This is a genomic window from Paenibacillus cisolokensis, assembly GCF_018403665.1.
In the GTDB taxonomy this organism is placed as follows: Bacteria; Bacillota; Bacilli; order Paenibacillales; family Paenibacillaceae; genus Paenibacillus_AH; species Paenibacillus_AH cisolokensis.
Map to the genome: position 1 here is coordinate 20,738 of NZ_BOVJ01000088.1, position 22,858 is coordinate 43,595.

The 22,858-nt window shown below is 57.5% G+C and carries 18 protein-coding genes and 5 pseudogenes; 14 read left to right on the plus strand and 9 right to left on the minus strand.

The annotated features are described in order from the left end of the window. Positions 1-47: 47 nt before the first annotated feature. From PACILC2_RS12855 to yhbH, 6 genes and pseudogenes are all read right to left on the minus strand, one after another. On the minus strand, positions 48-380 hold the full coding sequence (locus tag PACILC2_RS12855) for a hypothetical protein (protein WP_062491648.1): 333 nt from the start codon (positions 378-380) through the stop codon (positions 48-50). 84 nt (positions 381-464) lie between these two features. Beyond that, positions 465-632, minus strand: coding sequence for a hypothetical protein (locus PACILC2_RS29750; RefSeq protein WP_443678850.1), 168 nt, complete (start codon positions 630-632; stop codon positions 465-467). Between the two features lie 117 nt (positions 633-749). Beyond that, positions 750-1,797: pseudogene (locus PACILC2_RS12860) on the minus strand (SpoVR family protein); the annotation flags it as partial. Beyond that, positions 1,707-1,898, minus strand: coding sequence for a SpoVR family protein (locus PACILC2_RS29395; RefSeq protein ID WP_372447122.1), 192 nt, complete (start codon positions 1,896-1,898; stop codon positions 1,707-1,709). The gene PACILC2_RS29395 and the pseudogene PACILC2_RS12860, both read right to left, overlap by 91 nt. An 82-nt stretch (positions 1,899-1,980) precedes the next feature. After that, entirely contained in the window at positions 1,981-3,861 is a 1,881-nt protein-coding gene (locus PACILC2_RS12865) for a terpene cyclase/mutase family protein (protein WP_213529071.1), read from the minus strand. 156 nt (positions 3,862-4,017) lie between these two features. Beyond that, positions 4,018-5,182, minus strand: a pseudogene (yhbH, locus tag PACILC2_RS12870) (sporulation protein YhbH). A 384-nt stretch (positions 5,183-5,566) separates the two neighbouring features. Between yhbH and PACILC2_RS12875 the strand changes: the two are divergent. The 8 genes and pseudogenes from PACILC2_RS12875 (at position 5,567) to PACILC2_RS12910 (ending at position 14,249) form a co-directional block, all read left to right on the plus strand. Beyond that, a pseudogene (locus PACILC2_RS12875) lies at positions 5,567-6,650 on the plus strand (BMP family lipoprotein). 132 nt (positions 6,651-6,782) lie between these two features. Continuing rightward, positions 6,783-8,276: an ABC transporter ATP-binding protein gene (locus PACILC2_RS12880; RefSeq protein ID WP_213529082.1), complete on the plus strand. Its 1,494-nt coding sequence runs from the start codon at positions 6,783-6,785 to the stop codon at positions 8,274-8,276. After that, entirely contained in the window at positions 8,273-9,343 is a 1,071-nt protein-coding gene (locus tag PACILC2_RS12885; RefSeq protein ID WP_213529072.1) for an ABC transporter permease, read from the plus strand. The genes PACILC2_RS12880 and PACILC2_RS12885 overlap by 4 nt, the downstream gene beginning before the upstream one ends. After that, positions 9,327-10,249, plus strand: a pseudogene (locus PACILC2_RS12890) (ABC transporter permease). The gene PACILC2_RS12885 and the pseudogene PACILC2_RS12890 overlap by 17 nt, the downstream one beginning before the upstream one ends. Before the next feature lie 30 nt (positions 10,250-10,279). Further along, complete coding sequence (locus PACILC2_RS12895) at positions 10,280-10,942, plus strand: sulfite oxidase-like oxidoreductase (protein WP_213529073.1); 663 nt, start codon at positions 10,280-10,282, stop codon at positions 10,940-10,942. 60 nt (positions 10,943-11,002) lie between these two features. Beyond that, on the plus strand, positions 11,003-11,746 hold the full coding sequence (locus tag PACILC2_RS12900; RefSeq protein WP_213529074.1) for a nucleoside phosphorylase: 744 nt from the start codon (positions 11,003-11,005) through the stop codon (positions 11,744-11,746). A gap of 99 nt (positions 11,747-11,845) precedes the next feature. Next, positions 11,846-12,238 carry a DUF423 domain-containing protein gene (locus tag PACILC2_RS12905; protein WP_372447124.1) on the plus strand — a complete coding sequence of 131 codons (393 nt, stop codon included), beginning with the start codon at positions 11,846-11,848 and terminating at the stop codon, positions 12,236-12,238. Positions 12,239-12,335: 97 nt separating this feature from the next. Further along, a complete protein-coding gene (locus PACILC2_RS12910; protein WP_213529075.1) occupies positions 12,336-14,249 on the plus strand; it encodes a sensor domain-containing protein in 1,914 nt (637 codons plus the stop codon). Positions 14,250-14,263: 14 nt separating this feature from the next. Here PACILC2_RS12910 and PACILC2_RS12915 read toward each other — a convergent pair whose 3' ends face one another. Then, complete coding sequence (locus PACILC2_RS12915; protein WP_213529076.1) at positions 14,264-14,779, minus strand: hypothetical protein; 516 nt, start codon at positions 14,777-14,779, stop codon at positions 14,264-14,266. A 306-nt stretch (positions 14,780-15,085) separates the two neighbouring features. On the opposite strand from PACILC2_RS12915, the gene PACILC2_RS12920 reads away from it, so the two are divergent. After that, on the plus strand, positions 15,086-15,391 hold the full coding sequence (locus PACILC2_RS12920; RefSeq protein ID WP_213529077.1) for a YunC family protein: 306 nt from the start codon (positions 15,086-15,088) through the stop codon (positions 15,389-15,391). Positions 15,392-15,539: 148 nt separating this feature from the next. Here PACILC2_RS12920 and mtnA read toward each other — a convergent pair whose 3' ends face one another. Beyond that, positions 15,540-16,598, minus strand: coding sequence for an S-methyl-5-thioribose-1-phosphate isomerase (gene mtnA / locus PACILC2_RS12925; protein ID WP_213529078.1), 1,059 nt, complete (start codon positions 16,596-16,598; stop codon positions 15,540-15,542). 311 nt (positions 16,599-16,909) lie between these two features. Between mtnA and sufC the strand changes: the two genes are divergently transcribed. The 5 genes and pseudogenes from sufC to sufB all read left to right on the plus strand — a co-directional run bounded on the left by sufC (position 16,910) and on the right by sufB (position 22,072). Then, the gene (gene sufC, locus PACILC2_RS12930) at positions 16,910-17,689 is read left to right on the plus strand and encodes a Fe-S cluster assembly ATPase SufC (RefSeq protein ID WP_062491679.1); all 780 of its coding nucleotides are present in this window, start codon (positions 16,910-16,912) and stop codon (positions 17,687-17,689) included. A gap of 20 nt (positions 17,690-17,709) precedes the next feature. Then, positions 17,710-19,016 (plus strand): annotated as a pseudogene (gene sufD / locus PACILC2_RS12935) (Fe-S cluster assembly protein SufD). After that, positions 19,013-20,239, plus strand: coding sequence for a cysteine desulfurase (locus PACILC2_RS12940; protein WP_213529079.1), 1,227 nt, complete (start codon positions 19,013-19,015; stop codon positions 20,237-20,239). Before sufD ends, PACILC2_RS12940 begins: the two are co-directional and overlap by 4 nt. Then, entirely contained in the window at positions 20,226-20,654 is a 429-nt protein-coding gene (gene sufU, locus PACILC2_RS12945) for a Fe-S cluster assembly sulfur transfer protein SufU (RefSeq protein WP_062491684.1), read from the plus strand. Before PACILC2_RS12940 ends, sufU begins: the two co-directional genes overlap by 14 nt. Before the next feature lie 20 nt (positions 20,655-20,674). Continuing rightward, a complete protein-coding gene (gene sufB, locus PACILC2_RS12950; RefSeq protein WP_062491686.1) occupies positions 20,675-22,072 on the plus strand; it encodes a Fe-S cluster assembly protein SufB in 1,398 nt (465 codons plus the stop codon). A gap of 109 nt (positions 22,073-22,181) precedes the next feature. Here the strand turns inward: sufB and PACILC2_RS12955 are convergent, their stop codons facing one another. Beyond that, entirely contained in the window at positions 22,182-22,421 is a 240-nt protein-coding gene (locus tag PACILC2_RS12955; protein WP_213529080.1) for a hypothetical protein, read from the minus strand. Positions 22,422-22,858: the final 437 nt, after the last annotated feature.

Below are 22,858 nucleotides of genomic sequence, written 5' to 3' on the forward strand. Positions count from 1 at the left end.
AATCAGAAAGGCCCGGCAACGCGTATGCGCTGCCGGGCCTGAATCCTTTACAATATCGGTTTGTTTTTCAGCCTGTATTCGCTGTCGAATTTTTGAAGCAGCTCGTTCGCTCGGTCTTTGTCCTTCGGGTGCACTTGCAGATGGATGATGCCGCCGGCGGACATGCGGTTGCCGCTTGCGATTCCGGCTTGCGGTACTGCCGTATCGCTCGTTTTGAGACGGTTCCGGACGCCTTTGTCAACGAGATAGGCGCTGCGCGTTTGCAGTTCATCCGCATTGTCCGTTCTCGCGGTCCGAATCGTTCGCCACTTGCCGCCGGACAAGACGGCAGCCAGCACGATCAGAGCGGCGATACCGAGCGCGATAAACAGAGTTTCCATCCTCCTCACCTCGATTCCGGGGATGCCCCCTGTGGTACTTTTTACATACCCGGAATACGCAGGATTGAAACAGGAGCCCGGCCTTTACAAAAATTTTCGGCTCGACTTCTTGCCGTCCATGCTGAATACGATGCGTTTGTCTTCGACGACCGTCTCCAGATGGACCGTTTTGCCCCATAGCTGCACGATATAAGGAAGCGTCCGCTCCACATATTTCAAATCCAGCTCGACGCCTTCGTACAGATGCTTCAAGTACAGCTCGCCGTTCCGATTGAAATCGCCGTCCTGGACGACGATGCTCGGGAAGCCGCCGTTGACGCGTGAGAATACGAGCTGGTCGCGGATATTTTCCCATGTCTTGTCGGTAATTTTCCATTCCGGACCTTTCTTCTCGAACACATACAGGTCGAGGTCTTTCACCAGATCCTTCGTCAAATAGTTGCGGATGAACGAAATGTCCGATTCGTATTCGCGCACTTCGAAAATTTTTCCCGTCCCCGTCCCGGCTCGCGGCCCAGCCGTTCCCGTTCCTCTTTCGTCGGATTATCCCATCGCCGCTCGATGTCCTCGAAAATTTTCAGCCCGAGATAATACGGATTCAGCGTATGGCGGGAAGGCTGAACAACGGCGGAATTCAGCTTGGCGAACTCGATCGTTTCCTCGCTTGTCAGGTCCAGCTCGCGGATGATGCGCTGGTGCCAGTAGGAAGCCCAGCCTTCGTTCATGATCTTCGTCTCGATTTGCGGCCAGAAATAAAGCATCTCGTCGCGCAGCATCGACATGACATCGCGCTGCCAGTCCTCCAGTACGGTCGAATATTCCTCGATAAACCAGAGCATATCTTTTTCCGGCTTGGGCGGGAAAAGGTCGGTTTCCTTCTTCTCTTCCTCCCGGTCGCGTTCATCGTCGTCGAGCGACCACAGATCTTCGTATTCGCTCCGGAAGGCTGTCTGGACCGACCGCTTCTTCTCCTTCTTCAGCAGACTGATATACCGTTGTTTGTCCAACTGGTACGGCTTGATGATGGTCGGATCGACATGCTCCTGAATCGCCAGCACAGCGTCGATGAATCGCTCCACCTTCTCCGCGCCGTGTTCGGTCTCGTATTGCTGAATGCGTTCGGCCGTTGCCGACATGCTTTCGACCATGAACCGGTTGGTCGCGGCGAAGCGGGCGTTGTTTTTGAAAAATCGCAATGCGCGAGCACATGGGCGACGATCAGTTTGTTCTGAATGAGCGAATTGCCTTCAAGCAGGAAGGCGTAGCACGGGTTGGAATTGATGACGAGCTCATAAATTTTGCTCAGGCCGAAATCGTACTGCATTTTCATTTTATGGAACGTCTTGCCGAAGCTCCAGTGGCTGAAGCGCGTCGCATGCCGTAAGCGCCGAATGTATAAATAATGTCCGCGGGACATATTTCATAGCGCATCGGGTAAAAATCGAGTCCGAATCCTTGTGCGATTTCCGTAATTTCGTCGATTGCGCGCTCCAGTTCGCGGATCTCCTCCTGATTCATCCGTCATCCCTCCGTACGGAAATTGTGTTTACCCCATTAGTATGAAAGACAGCGGCAGCCGATGCGGCGGCAGAGGCCCGTATTACACATCCCCGTACTTGTTGCGGTACTTGGCGAGCGCCAGCAGCGGCCAGCTATACCTGTCGCTATGGTAACGGAGATACAGACTGCCGGGAAGGCCGCCGCCTGTCGGATACGATGCCCGCCAGTCGTTCTCGTGCAGCAGCCGGATCAGGCACTCGATGCCCGCATCGATCTCCGGAATCGGCCGATCGTACGCCTCGATGAGCGCCTCCAGCGCCCATGCCGTTTGCGTCGGTGTCGATGCCCGCAGCGCGACGTGCCGGCCCGCTTCGTCGCTGGCGCACGATTCGCCCCAGCCGCCGTCGCCGCTGCGGACGTCCAGCAGCCAGCGAAGCGCCAGCCGCACCGCCTGATGATCGGCCGGCACGCCGGCCGCCAGCAGCGCTTGAATGACGGCGGCTGTGCCGTGGACGAAGCAGATGCCCCAGCGGCCTTTCCAGCTGCCGTCCGGCTTCTGCATGCCGAGCAGCCAATCGACGGCGCGCTGTACGGCTTCCCGGTTGCCGGTCAGGCCGGGCGTCCGGCACAGGAAGACGACGACGCGCGCCGTAAGATCGGGCTCGGAAGGATCGAGCACGATCGATTTGGAGCCTTCGAACGGAATCGCCGATGCGATCAGCGGATGATCGACGCCCCGCTCGAAGGCCGGCCAGCCGCCGTCGTCGTTCTGCATCGTAATCAGCCAGCGGAGTCCGTCTTGCCAACGGGCGCGCTGGGCCAGGTCCCGATTCGCCGAGGCTCGCACCGCTCGCAATGCGGCGGCCGTGTCGTCGGTGTCCGGGTAGAGCGTGTTGACGTCGGAGAAGCCGAAGCCCCCCGGCTTCACGCCGGGATTGCGCAGCTTCCAGTCGCCGTAGGACGACTGCTGCCGTTCCAGGATATAGCCGGCTGCGCGTTCCAGCGCGGGGCGCGCTTCCGGCAGGCGGGCTTCCTGCAGCGCCCCGGCGAGCTGCGCCGTATCCCACAGCGTCGACGTGGCCAGCTGCAGATGGGCTTCGCCAGCCGGCTCGTCGTGCCAGACGACCGACTTGACGCCGGCCAGCGCCCGTTTCATCACTTCCGATTCCCGGTCGTAGCCCTGGGCTTCCAGGGCGAACATCATCAAGATGGTGGCCGTCGGGAAGGTAAGCAGCGTGCCGTCCGGTTCGATCCGCTCCAGAAGGAACGTCTCGGCTTTGCGCATGGACGCGCCCTGCAGCGGGGAAGCGGGGAGCGGAAGATGACTGAGCAGCTTCATGAGCCGGGCGAGCCAGCCGCCGTCGTGCTCGAATTTGCGGCTGCCGCCGAGAAACAGAGAGGAAAGGTCGGGGAGATCGGACGAGCCGGCCGCATACTGCCGGGAAGCCATCATCATGATCGGTACGAGATGGACTCTGGCGTGTCCGGACAGATCGAACAGATTGGCCGGGAACCAGACAGGGGCGAGCAGAAACTCGATGGGAAGGCGAAGCGATCCGGGCCATTCCGCCTGTCCGGTTGCGGCCAGCAGCACCTGGGTCAGCATCGACCGTACCTGTCCGAGGCCGCCTTTGCCGATAATAAACGCTCTGGCGCGGGCGAGCCGCTCTTCCCGTTCATGGTGCAGCCCGGACAAGAGCAGCGCGTAGTAGCCTTCGACCGTCGCCTCCAAATTGCCGACCGGCTCGTCGGGATATCGTTTCCAGGAGCCGTCGGCTTCCTGGCGGGCGGCAATCCGGGCGGCCAGCGCCCGCATGAGCTGCGGTTCCTCCCACTTCTGGGCGCGCAGCAGCGCGATGAGGAAAGCGTCGCCCGATATGCCGCTATCCAGGCAGAATCGCCAAGAGCCGTCATCGGCCTGGAGAGCGATCAGCTCGCCGGCTAGCCGGCCGATCTCCTGCCGCATGTTCCGCAGCGTCATGCATCTCCCGCCTTTCGCACACGTCGTTTTTAGGTTATATATATGCGGGCGGAACGCCGGTTAGATGATCTTTTCCACGCTTCCTGCGCGATCGCCAAAAGGGAACGGCCCCGGCTGCTGCGGCTGCCGGCTGTCGCTCGCGTTCGGGCGTTCGGTTCAAACCGCGCCTTCCGGCTGCTTCTTGAAAAATGTTTTCAACGCGGCGTACACTTCGTTTTTTCGCGAATGACATAATACAGGAACCGGGGCAGATTGATGTTTTTATACGCCGTCATCAGCGTGCTGTTGCGGTTGTACTGGTTTACTTCGCCATAGCCGAAAATGTTGGCCCGCGTCAGCATCTCCTTGATCAGCCGGACGCACCGTTCGTTGTCGCTGGTCAAATTGTCGCCGTCGGAAAAATGGAACGGATAGATGTTGTAAAGCGACGGCGGATAGCGGCTGTCGATAATTTCGAGCGCTTTGACATAAGCGGAGGAGCAGATCGTGCCGCCGCTTTCGCCGCGCGTAAAAATTCTTCTTCGGACACTTCTTTGGCCTCGGTATGGTGTGCGATAAACACGATGTCGACTTTCTCATACTGCCGCCTTAAAAATCGGGTCATCCAGAAGAAGAAGCTGCGCGCGCAATATTTTTCGAAAGACCCCATCGATCCCGAAGTGTCCATCATCGCCAGAATGACGGCGTTCGATTGCGGCTTTACAATTTCCTCCCACGTTTTGTAGCGCAGATCGTCGGGCGATATGCCGTGGATGCCGGGCTGTCCGGCCGTTGCGTTGCGGCGCAAATTTTCAAGGATGGTCCGCTTTTTGTCAATGTTGGACATGATCCCTTTTTTGCGGATGTCGTTGAAGCGGATATCGGTAATTTCGATCTGATCTTTGTCTTTTTGCTGCAGATAGGGCAGCTCCAGCTCCTCGAACAGCATGGATTCGAGATCGGCCAGACTGATGTCCGCCTCCACGACGTCTTCGCCCGGCTGATCGCCCGCTCCTTCGCCGGCTCCGCCTTTGCGCGCCGACGGATCGACCCCCAGCACGTCTCCGACCTGGCTGTCCCCGTCGCCCTGTCCGACATGCTTGCTTTTATTGTAGTTATAAATGAAGCGATACTCGTCCAGGCTGCGGATCGGTACTTTGATGATTTGCTTGCCGTCGGACAAAACAATGCTTTCTTCCGATATCAAATCCGGAAGGTTTTGCTTGATCGCTTCGCGCACTTTTTGCTGATGGCGCGCCTGATCCTGATACCCTTTGCGGTGCAGCGACCAATCCTCGCGAGAAACGATGAACGAATGCCGTCTTGCGGACTCAAACTCCATCTGTGATCCACCTCCTCGCCGTATACCTTGCCCTGAATTCGGAGAATGGCAGGCTTGTTAATCAATATATTCAAGTCACTTGCGGTTATGTGAGACAAAATCGCCCCGTAGCGGCCGTCTCGCAAAAAAAGTTTTGAGACTTTGGAAGGATAATAGAAAAAGGATGTCGAATGAAAGAATAATACCGAGATATCCGATTATTATGCTTTGTTTTTAATGGTTCGCTTTTACGGCAAAGGCGCTTGGCAGCAGGGACGACGTTTCGGAGGCGATTTGATGAAAAAGGTACGTAAGATCGATTATTGAGCGAAATGTTCGGGAATTCGACAAAATGATAACTATTTCGACAAAGTCGTGTTGACTAATGTTCGGGTATTCGGTAGGATGAAGTATAGGATAATAGACAAGGAGAGATTGGATTACAATGAAAAAATATGGCTCGTATTCATTGCCCTTGCGGTCTTTCTGACGGCATGCGGCGGTGGCAAGGCACAAGAGGAACAGGGGGCTTCCGGCGGGAACGGCTCGGATGCAAATAAAGAGACGAAAATTGCGCTCATTCTGCCGGAAAAATCGGGGTCAACCCGTTCTTCCAACTGATGGACGAAGGGCTTCGGAAAGCGGGCGAGGAGTTCGGCGTAACGGTCAAAACGATCGAATCGACCGATGCGAACGCGCTGGAGCAAAACCTCCGCTCGGCGGTAGCCGACAAATACGATCTGATCATCACGTCGACGTTCCAGGCGGAAGACGCGCTGAAGAAGCTTGCGGCGGAAAATCCGGATCAGAAATTCGCGATCATCGACACGGTGGTCGATATGCCGAACGTACGCAGCGTCGTATTCCGGGAATATGAAGCGTCGTATCTGATGGGCGCGCTGGCCGGCCTCATTACGAAGTCGGGCACGGTCGGCATGGTGGCGGCGGACGACATTCCGCTGCTCAAGAAGTATACCGTACCGTTCGAGGAAGGACTGAAGTCGACGAATCCGGACGCGAAGTTCATCATCAATTACGTCGGCGGCGCCAACGCCTTCAACGATCCGGCGAAAGCGAAGGAGCTGGCGCTGCTGCAGCATTCGCAAGGGGCCGACTTCATCGCCGGCGCGTCGGCGGCCGGAGACTTCGGCGTGTTCGAGGCGGCGAAGGAGAAAACTTCTACACCTCCGGACAGGATATGGACCACACCGGCACCGATCCCGACCATATCATTTTGTCCCAGCTGAAAGGAACGGACGCCGCCGCTTACGAGACGGTCAAAGCTTTCGTCGAAGGCAATTTCGAGACCGGCGTTGCCGTCGATTACGGCTTGAAGGAGAACGGCGTCGGCGTCACGTACGTGACGCATGAATCGGCTACGCCGCTGAATCCGTTTATCGGCCAGGAGAACATCGACAAAGTGAAGGAATTGAAGGATAAAATCGTCTCCGGCGAGTTGACGGTGAACGATCCGCTGAAACAGCAATAATTTGACATGTAACGATTGGTTTGCGCTTGCCCGCTCGCTGCGGACGGACAAGCGGAATGGACAGCGCCGACCGGCTGCGATGCATCGCAGTCGGTCGGCGCATTCTCCGCTGAAAGGGGAAAAAGCATAGTGATGTTGCTTCAAATGGAACGGATTACGAAAGTATACGGCGATTTGGTCGCCAACCGCGATGTCGACTTGAACGTTCGCGCCGGCGAAGTGCACGCGGTCGTAGGCGAGAACGGAGCCGGCAAAACGACGCTGATGCGCATTTTGTATGGGATGGAGAGGCCGACCTCGGGCGTGATCAAGCTGCGGGGGAAAGAAGTGTCGTTCGCCAATCCGTCCGACGCGATCGCGAATGGGATCGGGATGGTGCACCAGCATTTTATGCTGTTCCCGTCCTTTACGGTGGCTGAAAACGTTGTCGCCGGCTCCGAACCGTCCAAGGGCATCCGCTTCGACCGCGCGGCTGCGGCCGAACGGGTGCGGGAGCTCGGCAAAAAGTACGGCATGCCGCTCGATCCGCTGCGCAAGGCGTCGGCCTACTCCGTCGGCATGCAGCAGCGCATCGAAATTTTGAAGGTGCTGTATCAGGGAGCGGATATCATTATATTGGACGAGCCGACGGCGGTGCTGACGCCGCTCGAAGTGAAGGAGCTGCTCCAGGCGATCCGCATGTTGGCGTCGCAAGGCAAAAGCATTGTGCTCATTACGCACAAGCTGCACGAGGTGATGGAGGTGGCCGACCGCATTACGGTGCTCCGCGGCGGGCGTGTGACCGGCACGCTGGAGAAGAAGGATGCGACGATTGCCGGCATCTCCAAGCTGATGGTCGGACGCGAGCTGGCCGATCCGGTGAAGTCGGCTTCCCGGCCGGGCAATTCGGTGCTGACGGTCAGCGGGCTGACGGTAAAGGGCGCCGGCAAGCCGCTTGTGGACGGCGTCAGCTTTGAAGTGAAAGCGGGTGAAATCGTCGGCATCGCGGGCGTATCGGGCAACGGCCAGACCGAGCTGATTCAGGCGATCAGCGGGCTTGGACCGGTTCACGAAGGCGAAATCCGGCTGCTCGGCCGCGATATCGCCGGTCTGCCGCCGGGAACGGTTCGCGATGCCGGGCTCGCCCATATCCCGGAAGACCGCTATATGTGGGGAGCGGCCAAGGACGCTTCGGTGCGCGAAAATGCGATGATGGGCCATCACCGGCGGCTGCACCGTTCGGGCTGGCTGCGCAAGCGGACGATCACTTCGCTTGTCGCGGAGTGGATCGGGAAGTACGGCGTCAAGACGTCTTCGCTGGAGGAGAAAGCGCAGCATCTGTCCGGCGGCAATTTGCAGAAGCTGATCGTCGCGCGGGAGATGGCGCAGCAGACGCCGTTTCTCCTTGCCGCCGAGCCGACCCGGGGCGTCGATATCGGCGCCATGGAATTTATTCATGACAAGCTGCTGGAAAAGCGGAACAGCGGCGGAGCCGTTCTGCTCATTTCTTCGGAGCTGTCGGAAATTATGAAGCTGTCGGACCGGATTCTCGTCATGTTCGAAGGACGCATTGTCGGCGAAGTGGACGGACTTACGGCGACGGAAGAACAGATCGGCCGGCTGATGGCCGGGGGAGGGGCATCATGAACGTGTGGAAACAGCGGGCGTCCGCGCTCGTTCAGCCGCTTGCGGCGATCGCGATCGGGCTTGCCGCCTTGGCGGTTGCCGTCGCGCTGGTCGGCGGTTCGGTCGCGGAGGCTTATATCGAGCTGTGGCGGGGCGCATTCGGCAATTTCTACTATTTTACGAACACCCTGACCCGGGCGATTCCGATTTTGCTGATCGCCGTCGGCCTGTCGCTCGCCTTCCGCGCCGGCTTCTTCAACCTCGGCGCGGAAGGACAGATGGTGCTGGGCGGCATCTCCGCCGCGCTTACGGCGCTCTATTTGCCGGCGCCGGGCCCTGTGCGGCTGGTCGCGGCGATTGCCGCCGGCATGGCGGCCGGCGGTTTGTGGGCGGCGTTCGCGGGCTGGTTGAACGCGCGTTTTCGTATCAATCTGCTCATCTCGACGCTGCTGATGAATTATATCGCGACGTATTTCGCCGCTTATCTCGTCACCGTCCCGTTCAAAGACAATACCGGTTCCGCGGCGTTGCCGCAAACGGAGATGATCGATCCGTCCGCCTGGCTGCCGAAGCTGTTCGCGGGATCGAGCCTGCACGCGGGTTTCTGGCTGGCTGTCGCGGCGACCGTTATCGTTTATGTCATTATGAAACATACGGTGTACGGCTACCAATTCAACATGATCGGCAGCAATCCGCTGTTTGCCGCGTACGGCGGCATCCGGCGGGGGCCGATGCTGGTGGCCGGCCTGTTCATCAGCGGCTGCCTGGCCGGACTGGCCGGCGTTTCGGAGGTGCTCGGCATGCAGTACCGTTATTTGGACGGAGCCTTGACGACGCCGGGCTATGCCTGGTCCGGGCTGATGGCCGCGCTGATCGCCGGATCGCATCCGATCGGCGCGGCGCTTGCGGCAATTTTGCTGGCTGCCCTGCAGACGGGGGCTATGGGACTGGAACGCAATACCGAGGTGCCGCTCGAAGTCGCCAGCGTCATTCAGGCGACCGTCGTGCTGTTCGTCTCGGCCAAGCTCGGAATCGGCTGGCTGAAGCGCCGCAGAAAGGGGAGGACGACCGATGGAGCAGCTGTTTGACCTGTCATTGCTGAATTCGACGATCCGGATGATCGCGCCGATTTTGCTGGCGGCGCTTGGCGGCATGCTGTGCGCGAGGGTCGGCCTGTTCAATGTCGGCCTGGAAGGTTTCGTGCTGCTCGGCGCTTTCTCCGCGGTCGCCGGCAACTACATGTTCGGCAACGTGCTGCTGGCCGTGTTGTTTGCCATCCTCTGCGTCATGCTGTATTCGCTGCTGTTCGGCTATTTGAGCATCCATCTGCAGGCGAACGAAATTGTCGTCGGCATCGCGATGAATATGCTGGCTTTGGGATTGACGACGTTTTTGCTGCGCGCCTTGTTCGGCGTAAAAGGCACCTTTTATGACAAAATATGGTCGGGCTTCCGAAATGGGACATTCCGCTTCTGCGCGACATTCCGGTTGTCGGCCCTATCCTGTCGGGACATTCGCCGATCGTCTTTTTAAGCTTCGCGCTTGTCGTGGTTCTGTTTTGGTACATGTACAAAACCGTTTCGGGATTCCGTCTGCTGGCGATCGGGGAAAATCCGGCCGCGGCGAGAAGCATGGGCATGCGCGTTGCCCGCTACCGGTATGCCGCCGTGCTGGCCTCCGGCGCGCTGTGCGGTCTTGCCGGCGCGCAGCTGTCGCTCGGCCAGCTGACGCTGTTCACCGAAGGGATGACGGCCGGGCGGGGCTTTATCGCGCTCGTCGCCATGATGCTCGGCCAGTCGACGCCGTTCGGGGTGATGGCCGCCAGCGTCTTCTTCGGTCTGATGGATGCGCTCAGCATCCGGCTGCAAGGCTTTTCGCTGCCGACGCAATTTACGATGATGGTGCCGTATGTCGTCACCTTTATCGCGCTTTTCTTCTTCAAGGACAAAAATACGTTCGAGGAAGCCTCCGGCAAAGCCGGAAGCTCGCGTTAACAGACCGAAACGGACAGGAGGTAGTGCACGATGAACAAAGCCGACCGCATTCGCAATATGAAAGTCGGGCCCGTCGCGCCTGAATTGTCGGACCGGGTCCCCCCGGGGCAAATTGTGACGGAGAAATTCCCGATTTTGCACGAAGGGGAAGTGCCGGAATACAATCTGGACGAATGGGATTTGCGCGTATTCGGCGAAGTCGAGGAGGAGCGCACGTTTTCCTTCGCGGAGCTTGAGCGGCTGCCATCTACGAAGGTGACCGTGGACATTCATTGCGTCACCCGCTGGAGCAAGCTCGATACGGTATGGGAAGGCATCCGTTTTCGCGATTTTGTCGCCACGCTGAAAGTGAAGCCGGAAGCGCGTTACGTTATGCTGCACGCGGATTACGATTATGAGACGAACGTGCCGCTCGCCGATCTGATGCGGGACAACGTGCTGCTCGCCTACCGGTACGACGGCAAGCCGCTTACCCCGAAGCATGGCTGGCCGCTTCGCCTTGTCGTGCCGCATCTCTATTTCTGGAAAAGTCCGAAATGGCTGCGCGGCATCGAATTTATGCGGGAGGACCGTCCCGGATACTGGGAAGTCCGCGGCTTCCACAATTATGCCGACCCGTTCCGCGAACAGCGGTTTTCCGGCGAGGCGCTGCCGATTCCCGAGGACGAGTGGGAGAAGAAAGAGTACGATTGACAATCGGCCGCCGGCGGGCGGCGATCGAAATTCATCGTTCATTTGAAGGAGTGGAATGTTGTGTATTTGCCGATATTGCAAATTCATTCCGAAGATATGCCGCCCTATGCGATCGTTTGCGGCGATCCCAGGCGGGCCGAGGCGATCGCGAGGAAGCTTGAACCTGTGCGGGAACTGTCCTTCGCCCGGGAATACCGGACGTTCGTCGGCACTTACGACGGCGTGCAGCTGGCGGTCGTCAGCCACGGCGTCGGCTCGCCGGGAGCGGCGGTCTGCTTCGAGGAGCTGATCCGGGCCGGCGTCAAGACGCTCATACGCGTCGGAACATGCGGTTCCTACCAGGCCGATCTGCCGGCGGGCAGCCTCGTGATCAGCACCGCGGCGGCACGCGAGGAAGGATTGACGAAGCAGCTGGTGCCGCAAGGCTTTCCCGCCGTCGCCGACGCGGAAGTGGTCGCCGCTCTTGCCGAAGCCGCGCGGGAAGTGCCCGGCGACGGAGCGGTGCGCAAAGGGATGACCGTATGCTACGATGCCTTCTTTACCGGCGTTCTTGAACTGCCTCATAAAACGTACAAGCAGGCCGGCATCCTTGCGGTGGAAATGGAAATCGCCGCCCTCTACGTCGTTTCCTCGCTTCGCGGAGCGCGGGCCGGCGCGATACTGGCCGTTGACGGATTTGCCGACAGCGATCTGGCCGCGGAATACGATCCGCATACGGACGCGGTTTCCCGTGCGGTTGAGCGGGAAATCGAGATCGCGTTAAAGGCGGCGTCCTCGCTCGCCAAGCGCGATGCGCTGAAGTAAGCGGCTCGTACACGAATTTGTAACCGTCTGTTCATTGGGGCCTCCGCCGCGTTGTGCTATAATGTGACCGACTACAACGTACAGGAGGATGTGAAGACGATGATGTTTCCCCGGTATGCGGCATACGGGGCCATTCACGCATTGCTTGCGGTGGCGCTCGGCGCGTTCGCCGCGCACGGTCTGGAAGACAAGCTGAGTGCGGATTATCTGGCCGTGTTCGAAACAGGCGTGCGCTATCAGATGTATCATGCGATCGGGCTTTTTCTGCTGTCATTGCTGGCCGGCAAACTGAACGAACCGCGGCGTTTGCTGCTCGCCGGCCGCCTGATGCACGCCGGCATTATTCTGTTTTCCGGCAGCCTCTACGTCCTGTCGCTGACCGGCTTCAGCAAACTGGGCATCATTACGCCGATTGGCGGCGTCGCCTTTATTGCGGCCTGGGCTTTGACGGCAGCGGCCGCCTGGGGTTCGCAGAAGCGGAACTCCGCGTAACGATTAAAAAATGTCTGTCCCGATCAGGTCTCTTCCTCTATAATGAAACTTGTCCGCATATGCTTTTAGGCTTTAGAGCGAGTGGGGAGGACTGAGGATGAAGAAACAGCCCGATCGGTTGAAAAATGACAAACATCAACGTCTCGTTCCGGATACCTTTGCCTTTGCCGCATCGGCGGCGTTGCTTTCGGTCGGCGCCGCCGCATTCGCGCTGCCGGCCAAAGCCGCCGTAGCTCTTTCCTCAAGCGTGACGGCTATTTCGCTTGCCGCTTGCATCCTCATGCTGCGCCGTAGCCGGTTCGCTTCCGTTCCGCTTCATCCGCGTTCCGATTTCCCGCCCCTTTCCGACCATGTCATGCGCACGATTTTACGCAGCCATAAAACCCCCTTCATTCTGCTCGATTCCGAAGGCAAAATCATTGACGTCAGCGAGGGAGCCGTCCATTTGCTCGGCTACCGCAAGAACGATTTGCTCGACAATCCGTTGGAAAATTTTGCTGATTGCACCGTTCAGGAGGTCGGCAATACGGAGAAAGCCGAGGAAGGCGTGAAATATTTTCAAATCCGGATGATGCATCGGGAAGGATACCCGCTCGAATGGGATATCGAATGTATTCCGATACAGGACGGGGAACGAACGATCGGGACCGTCATGGTCGGGATGGATGCCAGCGAACGGAAACGCCAGATCGAACGCATCCGTTATATGGCTTATTACGACGACATGACCGGATTGCCTAACCGCAGAATGTTTATGGACAAATTGGACGAGGCGATGAACGAATCGGCCGCGTTCGGCGGTCTGGTCGGCGTCTATTATGTCAACATCGACCGGTTCAAGCTGGTCAATACGTCGTTCGGCCGGGAAGTTGGGGATATGCTGCTTCTCCAGATTGCCGAGCGTCTGCTGTGCGGCCGGCACGAACATCATTCGGTCGCCCGGATGGAAGGCGACGAGTTCGCGCTGCTCGTTACAGATGCGGGATCGGAAGAAGAATTGCTCCGGCGGGCCAAAGAGCTGCTCAAACGGCTGGAAGAGCCGTTCGAAGTGCAGGGGTTTCCGCTTCATGTAACCGCCAGTATCGGCATTGCGACGAACCGCGATTCGAATCAGAATGCGGGTGCGATCATCCGGCAAGCGGAGACGGCGCTCGTCAAGGCGAAGGACAGCGGCCGCAATTGCGGGCTTGTCTACTCCGACAAATGGGACAATTCGGCGCGCGAGCGTCTCAAGCTGCAGCATGAGCTGTTCCGCGCGATTCGGAACCGGGAGTTCGTGCTGCACTATCAGCCGCAGTACCGGATCAACAGCGGCCGGATGGTCGGGGTGGAAGCGCTTGTTCGCTGGGAGCACCCGGAGCGGGGCCTCGTGCAGCCGAAAGAATTCATACCGCTTGCCGAAGACAGCGGTATGATCGTTCAGCTTGGCGATTGGGTGCTGGAGGAAGCATGCCGGCAAAATAAAGCGTGGCAGGATTCCGGTCTTCCCGCTATTCCGGTGTCGGTCAATTTGTCGCTGCGCCAGTTCATGCACCAGAATTTGCCGGGCAAAGTGGCGGCGGTGCTGAAAGGCACAGGCCTTCCCGCCCGCTATCTCGATCTGGAAATTACCGAATCGGTTGCCATGGATACCGCCGACGTTTCGCGCCATTTGTCGGAATTGGCCCGACTTGGGGTTGGCATCAGCGTCGACGATTTCGGAACGGGCTACAGCTCTTTTCTATATTTGAGGAAATTTCCGATCGATCGTCTGAAAATCGACCGGTCGTTCGTTCGCGACATTATGCATGATCCCGGAAATGCGGAAATCGTCGCGGCGATTATCGCCATGGCCCACAATCTGAACCTTCAGGTGATCGCCGAAGGCGTCGAAACGGAAGATCAGGTCCGTTTTTTGAAAAGGCATCGATGCGACGAAATGCAAGGGTTTTTCCGCAGCCCGCCCGTACCTGGCGATAAAATTGCCGAGATGCTCGGGAAAGAGGCATCCGGTCCTTATACAAGCGGGTGACGGCGGCTAGTCGTTCATTCCGAAAATTCGTCGATTTCGTACAGGTTGAACGCGTATACCTGCTTCTCGTCGACATGGTAGACGGTCAGAAGCTGGGCGGTTTCATCGAAGTTTAGAATCCGGCACGGAATGCTCAGGCGGATGCCGTAACCTTTGTTCACACTCAAGCGTATAAGACGTTTTGCCTCGATGCAGCGGCGAATCCGTTCGTTGATCGACGGATCGCCGTTCGGGTCGCGGCTTTGATCGGCGTCCGTTTTCGTTTTCGCCGCTTGCGTCCCGCCGGACGGCGGCGCGGGATTGCCTGCTGCCGCCTTTACCGGAATGGGGCGGAATTCCGCTACCGACTCGCGCATATTCGCGATGAGAGTCCCCATTTCCAGCCCGGACACGATTCGGTAGTCAGGGAAGTTTCCCCCGTTCAGCACGTTCAGCAGCTTCTCGAGCGCGACCGCATTCGTCTCGCCTTCGACGAGAATATCGACATTGAACAAATAGGCTGTTTTGTTTTTGGAATGTTGTCGCTTCATTTCGGTATGGTTCAGGTTCCCGCCGCGTTTCGCGCTTAACGGAGAGCCTGCAGCCGTTCACTTCCTTTCGGTCGTTGCATTTTTCACAGATACTAATATACCACCAAAAGAACTAATCATATAGTCCTATTTCGGGTATAAAATTTAAGACTTTCGAACGTGTCTCTATCGCGCCTGCAGGGATGGAAATCGTCGTCCGAGGGCGCTTGTACCTGACCGAAAATGCCGAAGCGCATATAGTGAATAAGCGGCTGCGCATACCGCATACGGCGCTTCGGCATGCGGCCGCACAAGGAGGAGGAGCCTATGATGAGAATGGTTCCCCGCGCATTGGACAACGGCCGGACAGTGCTGGGAGTGGAAGTCAAGCTGCCGAAAACGACACTTCTGGTCTGGACGACAGAAAACGGATACATTATGTGCGGGGCTCTGGATGTGGCGCTGTTGAACGAGCGGCTGAAAGACCGCGGCATTGTGGCGGGGAGAGCGGTCGGGGTGAAAACGCTTGACGAATTGTTTGAAGCGCCCCTCGAATCGGTGACGCTTGCGGCGGAAGCGCGGGGCATCGCGCCGGGAATGAAAGGTTACGAAGCGCTGCATTTAATGGCGTGACAGCGGTTTTTCGTCCTTGCGGAATGCGAAGCCGTTCTCTCGCCTGTTCGGCGATCCGCCCGCCGGGGGGCGGAAAAGGCCGGCTTCCCGCAGGGAACCGGCCTTTTCCGCTAAATATAGGTTCCGTTCGCGTTGAACGGTTTTTCCGTCAGGTGGAGAACAGCTTTTTCAAGTTTTCGGAGAACGGCGCACGCACAATGCCTTTCTCGGTAATGATTGCCGTTACATATTCCGCGGGCGTGACGTCGAAGGCGGGATTGAAAACTTTGACGCCCCGCGGTGCCGTTCGTTTGCCGAACCCTTCGGTCACTTCCTCGGCGCTGCGCTCCTCAATGGGAATTTCGGCGCCTGTCGGCGTTCCGAGATCGATGGTCGACAGCGGGCAGGCGACATAGAACGGAATGCCGTGCGCCTTGGCCAGCACCGCGACGCTGTAGGTGCCGATTTTGTTCGCGACGTCGCCGTTGGCGGCCACCCGGTCGGTCCCGACGATAACCGCGTCAACCCAGCCTTTGGACATGACCATGCCGGCCATATTGTCGCAAATCAGGGTGACGTCCACCCCGGCTTGCTGAAGCTCGAACGCGGTCAAACGGGCGCCCTGCAGCACCGGCCGGGTTTCGTCGGCGAATACCCGGATATCGATCCCCCGCTCCTTGGCGAGATAGATGGGAGCAAGAGCAGTGCCGTATTTGGCGGTCGCCAGTCCGCCGGCGTTGCAGTGCGTCAGTACGCCCATTCCGTCTTTCAAGAGCGTCAGCGCATGCTCGCCGATCAGCCGGCAAGTCTCCTCGTCTTCGCGCTGAATGGCGACGGCTTCTTCGAGCAGCTCGCGCTTGCACGTCTCCAGATCGCGGCCGCTTTCCGCCAATGTCTTCGCCTTGGCGCTCATCCGCTCCAGCGCCCAGAACAGGTTGACCGCCGTCGGACGCGAGGTGGCCAAATATTCGGCCGCTTTCAATACGCGCGCCAGCCAGTCGGATACGCCGCCCCGTTCGTCCCGGCTTGCCAGCACGACGCCGTAAGCGGCGGTTATTCCGATAGCGGGGGCGCCCCTGACTTTCAAATGGCGGATCGCTTCCCACACTTCCTCGACGGTGGTCAGCGGCAAATAAACAATTTCCTCCGGCAGCAGCCGTTGGTCGAGCAGATCGAGTCTATCGTCCGCCCAGATGACGGACTGCAGCCCGGCGTAACCGGTCGTCATGTCGCAGCATCCTCTCATGCGATGTTTGCGGCTTGATGGAGCCTTTACTAAGTATATAGAATAATATTGCGGCATGGAATACCTGCAATTGGCGCATCCTAATATGGAATAAATTTTCAGGCTGGCAAAATGCGCATACGATGCGGGCTATCGTCTCCGCGGAAAGCCCGATCATGGTTTTCTCATTGCTTTATAACAAACATTATAATAAAATAATTATTGAGAATCACTGAAAATCACTCTTGGGCTTGCGCTTGCGCCATGCGACGCGAAGCCTGGAAGTATCGAATTTTGGAAGGAGCATTCGGAGTATGGCGACACATTTCAAAATCGAAGGTCTGAGAGCGGCCATCGAAGATAAAGAAATATTGAAAGGCATCGACCTCGAAATCAAAGGCGGGGAAATTCACGCCATTATGGGGCCGAACGGTACCGGCAAAAGTACGCTGGCTTCCGCGCTTATGGGGCACCCGAAATATGAGGTAACTGCCGGCACGGCGCTGCTCGACGGCGAAAATTTGCTGGAGATGGAAGTGGACGAGCGGGCGCGTGCCGGTCTGTTTCTGGCCATGCAGTACCCGAGCGAAATTCCGGGCGTTACGAATTCCGACTTTCTCCGCAGCGCCATCAATGCGCGCCGCGAAGAAGGAAACGAAATTTCGCTGATCAAGTTTATCCGCCAAATGGAAAGCAAGATGAAGGAACTGGAAATGAACACCGAGTTCGCTCATCGTTATTTGAATGAAGGATTTTCCGGCGGCGAGAAGAAGCGGAACGAAATTTTGCAAATGATGATGCTGGAGCCGAAAATCGCCATTCTGGACGAAATCGACTCGGGTCTCGATATCGACGCGCTCAAAATCGTCGCGGCCGGCGTCAACTCGATGCGCTCGGAAGACCGCGGTTTTCTCATTATTACGCACTATCAGCGTTTGCTCAATTATATTACCCCGGATTACGTGCACGTCATGATGCAGGGCAGAATCGTCAAGTCGGGCGGCCCGGAGCTTGCCCAACGGCTGGAGGATGAAGGCTACGACTGGGTTAAGGAAGAGCTCGGCATCGTGGACGAAACGGTAGGCCAAGCGTAACGAAAGGAGCGATGAACCTGATGAGTATTCAATTGACGACTCCGATCAACCGCGGCCTGGCCGAAACGTTGTCCCGGGAGAAGAACGAGCCGGATTGGGTCGCGCAGCTTCGCGCCGAGGCCGCAGAACGGGCAGGGGAACTGGAGTGGCCGAAGCCGGAAAAGACGCGCCTCGATCGCTGGAATCTGGATGCATTCGGCGTTTACAAGCAGACGTCTCGGATTGCGCGGCTCGGCGAATTGCCCGCTGAGGTGCGCGAGCTCGTTCCCGCCGAAGGCGGCGCCCTGCTCGTGCAACGCAACTCGGGAGCGGCTTATGTGCGCGAGGCCGAGGAGTTGAAGTCGAAAGGCGTTATTTTCACCGACCTGGAAACGGCTTGCCGGGAGCATGCCGATCTGGTGAAGCCGTATCTGTTTCAGGCGGTCGATCCGTTTGAAAACCGGCTGAACGCGCTCCATGCTGCGCTATGGAACGGCGGGGCGTTCGTTTATGTACCGAAAAATGTCGAAGTCGAATTGCCGCTTCAGGCCATCTACTTCCGTGACGACGCGGAAGCGTCGTTCGCGCCCCATATCGTGATCGTGGCCGAAAAGGGCAGCAGCGTCACTTACGTCGACTATGCTATTACGCCGGGCGAAGGCGGCGCGGCGCCGTTCATCCACCATTCCGTTATCGAGGCGTTCGTCAAACCGGGCGCGCGCGTGCGTGTCGCTTCCGTTCATCATATGAGCGATCAAGGCATCGATATGACGAATCGCCGCGCGATTGTGGAGCAGGACGGACGGATCGAATGGATTATCGGCGATCTGCACGACGGCAATACGCTGACCGAGACGCAGTCGCTGCTGCAAGGACAGGGCTCTTCCTCGGATGCCAAAGTGATCAGCATCGGTCTCGGCCAGCAGCGGATGAGCCTCACCACCCGCGCGGTGCATATCGGCCGCAGCTCGACAAGCTCCATGGTGACCCGGGCCGTCATGAAAGACGAAGCGACGGCGATTATCAACGGCGTGACGAAGATCGAGAAAGGCGCCACGAAAGCCAACGGCGAGCAGACCGAGAAAGTGCTCATGCTCAGCCCGAAAGCGCGCGGCGACGCGAATCCGATTCTGCTGATCGACGAAGACGACGTCAAGGCCGGCCATGCGGCAAGCGTAGGGCAAGTCAACGCCGATCAGGTATATTATATGATGTCCCGCGGCATCTCCAAGGAGGAGGCGGAACGTCTTATCATTACGGCTTTTTGGCGCCGGTCGTATCCGAAGTGCCGATGGAAGCCGTAAGGAGCCAGCTGCAGCGGCTGCTTGAAAGGAAGCTGATCGTATGAACGCCGAGGAGATCCGCACGCAGTTCCCGATATTGAAGCAGGAAATCAACGGTCATCCGCTCGTCTATCTGGATAGCGCGGCTTCTTCCCAGAAGCCCCGTTCCGTCATCGAGGCGATCGTCCGTTACTACGAAAACGATCATGCCAACGTTCACCGCGGCGTTCATACGCTCGGAGCGCGGGCGACGGACGCGTACGAGGGAGCCAGGGAGAAAACGGCCCGGTTCGTCGGCGCCGCAAGCAGCGAAGAAATTGTTTTCACCCGCGGCACGACGACCGCGCTGAACCTCGTTGCCGCCAGCTACGCCCGGTCCGTTCTTCGGGAAGGCGACGAGATCGTCATTACGCCGATGGAACACCATAGCAATCTCATTCCTTGGCAGCAGGCGGCCAAAGCCGCCGGAGCCAAGCTTAAATATATTCCGCTTCAGCCGGACGGCACCATTGCGATTGCGGATGTGGAAGCGACGGTTACGGAGCGGACGAAGATCGTCTCGGTGGCCCATGTCTCGAACGTGCTGGGCGTCGTGAATCCGGTCAAGGAAATTGCCGCTGTCGCCCATCGCAACGGCGCCGTTCTCGTCGTGGACGGCGCGCAGAGCACGCCGCATAGGCGGATCGACGTGCAGGAGCTGGACTGCGATTTCTTCGCTTTCTCCGGGCACAAGATGTGCGGTCCGACAGGCATCGGCGCGCTATACGGCAGAAAGGCGTTGCTGGAATCGATGGAGCCGATCGAGTTCGGCGGCGAGATGATCGATCATGTCGATTTGTACGAATCGACATGGAAAGATGTGCCGGCGCGGTTCGAGGGCGGCACTCCGATTATCGCCGGCGCCGTCGGACTGGCGGCGGCTATCGACTTTCTGGAACAAATCGGGCTGGACGAAATTAACGCTCATAACGAGAAGCTGGCGCATTATGCGTACGAACGGCTGTCGGCGATCGAAGGCGTGACGATTTACGGTCCGCAGCACAATCGCACCGGTCTTGTCACCTTCAACCTCGGCGACATTCATCCGCACGATGTGGCGACGGTGCTCGATGCCGAGGGCATCGCCATCCGCGCCGGCCATCATTGCTGCCAGCCGCTGATGCGCTGGTTGAATGTTACGGCGACAGCGCGGGCAAGTTTTTATTTGTACAACACGGAGCGGGATATCGACCGGTTGGCCGAAGGCCTGCTCCGGGCAAAGGAGTTCTTCGGCGATGCAATTGGATGATTTGTACCGACGGGTCATTATGGATCACTATAAAAACCCGCGTAATCGGGGTACAATGGAAGACGAGGCCGTAACGGTCAATCTGAACAACCCGACTTGCGGCGACCGGATTTCGCTTCAGCTGCAGGTGCAGGACGGGAAGGTAAAGCTGGCGAAATTTACCGGAGAAGGCTGCTCGATCAGCATGTCTTCGGCATCGATGATGACGGAGGCCGTCAAAGGACGAACGTTGGACGAGGCGCTGGCATTGGCCGAACGATTCTCTTCCCTGATGAAAGGAGAAGAGGTTGAGTTCGAGGAATACGAAGACATCGAGGCACTGTCCGGAGTCAACAAATTTCCGGCGCGCATCAAATGCGCGACGCTGGCCTGGAACGCGTTGCGCAAAGGCGTTGAGCAAGGACGCATGAATTGAAGAAAGGGAGGCGTTAGACCATGGCTAAGAAGATGCCCGAATTGGAAGAGTACAAATATGGCTTCCGCGATGAGCATAAAGCGGTCTTTCAGACCGGCAAAGGGTTGACGCCGGAAGTTGTCCGCACGATTTCCGAAATGAAGAACGAACCCGAGTGGATGCTGAATTTCCGGCTGAAATCGCTGGAGCAGTTCAATAAAATGCCGCTGCCGCGCTGGGGCGGCAATCTCGACGACCTGGACTTCAACGATATTCAATATTATGTCAAGCCGTCGGAAAAGCAAGGCAAAACGTGGGAGGAAGTGCCCGCCGAAATTAAGGAAACGTTCGACAAGCTGGGCATTCCGGAGGCGGAACAGAAATTTCTCGCCGGCGTCTCGGCGCAGTACGAGTCCGAAGTCGTTTATCACAGCATGCAGGAAGATCTCGCCAAGCAGGGCGTCATCTTCATGGATACGGACACGGCGCTGCGGGAGCATCCGGACATCTTCAAAGAATATTTCGGCACGGTCGTACCGCCTGCCGACAACAAGTTTGCAGCGCTGAACAGCGCGGTATGGTCCGGCGGCAGCTTCATCTATGTGCCGAAAGGCGTCAAATGCGAAATTCCGCTGCAGGCTTACTTCCGGATCAATTCGGAAAACATGGGCCAATTCGAACGGACGTTGATCATCGCCGACGAGGACAGCTTCGTGCATTACGTTGAAGGCTGCACCGCGCCGATATACAGCACCAACTCGCTGCACAGCGCGGTCGTTGAAATTATCGCCAAGAAAAACGCCCGCGTCCGTTATACGACGATTCAGAACTGGGCGCCGAACATTTACAATCTCGTTACGAAACGTGCGGTGGCGGAAGAGAACGCGACGATGGAATGGGTCGACGGCAATATCGGTTCTAAGCTGACGATGAAATACCCTGCTGTCGTGTTGAAAGGCCGCGGCGCCAAAGGGATGGTGCTGTCGATCGCGGTTGCCGGCAAAGGCCAGCACCAGGACGCGGGGGCGAAAATGCTCCATCTCGCGCCCGATACGACATCGACGATCGTCTCCAAGTCGATCAGCAAGCACGGCGGCAAGGTGACCTATCGCGGTCTCGCCTCGTTCGGGCGGAACGCCGAAGGATCGAAAGCGAACGTGAAATGCGATACGCTCATTCTCGACAACCAATCGACATCGGATACGATCCCGTACAACGAAATTATGAACGACAACATTACGCTCGAGCATGAGGCGACGGTGTCCAAAGTGTCCGAGGATCAGCTGTTCTACCTGATGAGCCGCGGCCTTTCGGAAGCGGAAGCGACCCAGATGATCGTCATGGGCTTCATCGAGCCGTTTACGAAGGAACTGCCGATGGAATACGCGGTCGAGATGAACCGTCTCATCAAGTTCGAGATGGAAGGCAGCATCGGATAAGATAGACTCAGGCGTATCAAGGGCTGAACGGAACTAAATCGAGTACCGTTTAGTTCAAGTGCGTATAAACGAATCCCCGCTTGGCCATTGTGGCCGGGCGGGGATTGATTTATGGCGTAACGGGTTGTTGTGCTGCAAGCTGGCCGGTAGGGCCTTTTTCCACAATGCTTGATTTTTTTAAGAAGAATCCCAGTATCAATGCAATAACCATGATGATAAACCAAATTACGATCAACATGGTAACACCTAGACCGGCACCGATTATCGCTCCGGCTTGCTCCGCGCCATTAGTAGCGTCATCGATAACTTCTCCTGCGCTCATCATGCCTGCAACGATAATGACGGCCATCGTTAAAGTCCAAAAAGCGCAAAGTTTTTAAGAACGTTCCAGGCGGTGCCGCCTTCCCTAATTTCTTTATCTTTTAAATTCCGTTTTGCGAAATAAATCGGTAACGCGATCGGACCGATCAAAAACGCCTATTGTCCAACCAATCGCATTGTTTTTCCGTTTCCTTGCGTCGAAGAATGTCCAGACTGCTAAAATTGCCCAAAGTATCCAGTACCACATACCAGTTCCTCCGAATTAATTCCCCATCGGCTGAGGTATTTGCTAGGACTTCCAGACTACATTATTTTACAACAAAAGACCTAATTTGACTATATGGGAATGAAAGTGGTTTATATTGTTTTCGAAGTGTTAAGATTCATAGGTATAATCTCCTATCTCTCAACTGTACTTGGTTATTATTTTTAATTTAACGAACGGAGTTGAGTCCGTATAATTGT

Excerpts from the sequence above, each read along its gene's own strand:
- PACILC2_RS12855 (WP_062491648.1), bottom strand. The coding sequence starts at position 380 with ATGGAAACTCTGTTTATCGCGCTCGGTATCGCCGCTCTGATCGTGCTG.
- sufC (WP_062491679.1), top strand. The coding sequence starts at position 16,910 with ATGGCGACACATTTCAAAATCGAAGGTCTGAGAGCGGCCATCGAAGAT.
- PACILC2_RS12885 (WP_213529072.1), top strand. The coding sequence starts at position 8,273 with ATGAACGTGTGGAAACAGCGGGCGTCCGCGCTCGTTCAGCCGCTTGCG.
- sufB (WP_062491686.1), top strand. The coding sequence starts at position 20,675 with ATGGCTAAGAAGATGCCCGAATTGGAAGAGTACAAATATGGCTTCCGC.
- PACILC2_RS12880 (WP_213529082.1), top strand. The coding sequence starts at position 6,783 with ATGTTGCTTCAAATGGAACGGATTACGAAAGTATACGGCGATTTGGTC.
- PACILC2_RS29395 (WP_372447122.1), bottom strand. The coding sequence starts at position 1,898 with ATGAATCAGGAGGAGATCCGCGAACTGGAGCGCGCAATCGACGAAATT.
- PACILC2_RS12865 (WP_213529071.1), bottom strand. The coding sequence starts at position 3,861 with ATGACGCTGCGGAACATGCGGCAGGAGATCGGCCGGCTAGCCGGCGAG.
- sufU (WP_062491684.1), top strand. The coding sequence starts at position 20,226 with ATGCAATTGGATGATTTGTACCGACGGGTCATTATGGATCACTATAAA.
- PACILC2_RS12910 (WP_213529075.1), top strand. The coding sequence starts at position 12,336 with ATGAAGAAACAGCCCGATCGGTTGAAAAATGACAAACATCAACGTCTC.
- PACILC2_RS12940 (WP_213529079.1), top strand. The coding sequence starts at position 19,013 with ATGAACGCCGAGGAGATCCGCACGCAGTTCCCGATATTGAAGCAGGAA.
- mtnA (WP_213529078.1), bottom strand. The coding sequence starts at position 16,598 with ATGACGACCGGTTACGCCGGGCTGCAGTCCGTCATCTGGGCGGACGAT.
- PACILC2_RS12955 (WP_213529080.1), bottom strand. The coding sequence starts at position 22,421 with ATGGCCGTCATTATCGTTGCAGGCATGATGAGCGCAGGAGAAGTTATC.
- PACILC2_RS12915 (WP_213529076.1), bottom strand. The coding sequence starts at position 14,779 with ATGAAGCGACAACATTCCAAAAACAAAACAGCCTATTTGTTCAATGTC.
- PACILC2_RS12905 (WP_372447124.1), top strand. The coding sequence starts at position 11,846 with ATGATGTTTCCCCGGTATGCGGCATACGGGGCCATTCACGCATTGCTT.
- PACILC2_RS12920 (WP_213529077.1), top strand. The coding sequence starts at position 15,086 with ATGATGAGAATGGTTCCCCGCGCATTGGACAACGGCCGGACAGTGCTG.
- PACILC2_RS12895 (WP_213529073.1), top strand. The coding sequence starts at position 10,280 with ATGAACAAAGCCGACCGCATTCGCAATATGAAAGTCGGGCCCGTCGCG.